General features: G+C 68.9%; 1 protein-coding gene. It reads left to right on the top strand.

Going from position 1 to position 1840, the window contains the following annotated elements:
* Positions 1–189: 189 nt before the first annotated feature.
* On the top strand, positions 190–1806 hold the full coding sequence (locus ACZ4FV_RS52190) for an IS1182 family transposase (protein ID WP_465328507.1): 1617 nt from the start codon (positions 190–192) through the stop codon (positions 1804–1806).
* The last annotated feature ends 34 nt before the right edge of the window (positions 1807–1840 follow it).

The following is a 1840-nucleotide window of genomic DNA, read 5'->3' as shown; positions in this document are numbered from 1 at the left end:
AGCTTGACTCTGTCGGTGATCTTGGTGTTTCCCGGCGCGCGAGCATGATCGGCGGGCATGCTCGGGGCTGTTTCGAAGGCCGATCAGCAACCGAGGTGTCCGTTGTCGCTCCGTCCCCGTTCCGGTGAGCAAGTCCCGTCTCTGACCGTGCAGATCGCCCGGGCGAGCAATCCGGCCGGGACGACGGCGATGTGGGTCAGAGACCGGCTGGACGGACTGTGGAGTGACGAGGACTTCGCGGGCTGGTATCCGCGCGACGGGCGTCCCGGGCTCTCGCCTGCCCAACTCGCCACCGTCTGTGTGCTGCAGTTCCTGCTGGGCCTGTCGGACCGCCAAGCGGCAGAAGCGGTCCGCTGCCGCATCGATTTCAAATATGCCCTGGCCATGGAGCTGGACGATCCCGGCTTTCACCACAGTGTGCTGGCCGACTTCCGCGAGCGCATCGCCCGGAACGACCGCGCCGACCGTCTTCTCGACCTCGCGCTCGCGCGCCTGAAGGATGCCGGACTGGTACGCGAGCGCACCACGCAGCGCACCGACTCCACTCACGTCCTGGCCGCGGTGCGCGACCTGACCCGGCTGGAACTGGTCACCGAGGCCGTCCGTGCCGCGCTGGAAGAAGTCGCCCGTACCGCTTCGCACCTGCTGGTCGGCCTGGTCGACGAGGAATGGGGGCGCCGCTACGGTCGTCCCGTCCGCCTGGGCAAGAACCCCACGAGGCCCAAGACCAGGATCCTCGCTGCCGGCGACGATGCCCACCAACTGTTGGAACGCCTCCACCGCCACGGACCGGGCTACCGGCCCGGCCCGCAGGCCGAGGCTCTGCGGCGGATCGTCGTGCAGAACTACTACCGCGACGCGGCAGGCCGCCTCCGCTGGCGCACTGCCGAGGCGGACGAGGGCGGCCTGCCGCCCTCGTCTTCGGCGATCGTCTCGCCCTACGACACCACGGCGCGCTACGTGCGCCACGGGCACGTCATCCATTGGAAGGGATTCGCCGCGCATGTCACCGAGACGTGTGCCACCGGGAGCGTCAACGTGATCACGGATGTGGCCACCACCTCGGCCGCCACCAACGACGGCCAGGCCCTGCCCGGCATCCACGACCGGCTGGCGCGTCGCAGCCTGTTGCCCGACGAGCACCTGGTCGACGGCGGCTACACCTCCCTGGTCCACCTGGAACGGGCGAGGCGCGAACACCAGGTCACCGTCAGCGGGCCGCTGCCGGGCAACCCCACCCGCCAACACCGCCGGAACGAAGGCTTCGACCGCGACGACTTCCACATCGACTTCGGCCGCCGCCGGGTCACCTGCCCCCAGGGCCAGGTCAGCGCAGGTTGGCACGGCCCCTACCCGACCTCCTCGCCCACCGCGGCACCCCTGATCGTGGCCCGGTTCACCAAGAGCCAGTGCCGCCCCTGCCCGGTCCGCACCCGCTGCACCACCACCACCGACAGCGCCCGGACGGTGGGCTTTCCCCCACGAGAACTCCGCGACCTGCAACTCCGCGTCCGCGCCGAGCAGCAGACACCCGAATGGAAGACCCGCTACGCGGTCCGCTCCGGAGTCGAGGGCACCATCAACGAGTTCGCCCACGGACACGGAATGCGCCACTGCCGCTATCGAGGACAGCCGAAAGCCCACCTGCAACACGTCCTCACGGCCATCGCCGTGAACATCGAACGACTCAGCAGTCAGTCAGCGACCGAGGAACCCTCTACACCGAGACCCCCGACCGCCTTCCAGACCTTCCTGGACGAGAACGAGATCCCCCGGTCGAAATCCTGGCGAACTCTCGGCAGCTGAGCCCAACCTCCAAGATCACCGACAGAGTCAAGCT

The organism is Embleya sp. NPDC025285 (assembly GCF_055558835.1).
Note: the sequence above shows the minus strand (reverse complement) of the source record. Positions and strands in the feature narration are given on the sequence as shown.

Bases quoted from the DNA above. Each gene is read 5' to 3' on its own strand.
- ACZ4FV_RS52190 (WP_465328507.1), top strand. From the start codon at position 190: ATGTGGGTCAGAGACCGGCTGGACGGACTGTGGAGTGACGAGGACTTC.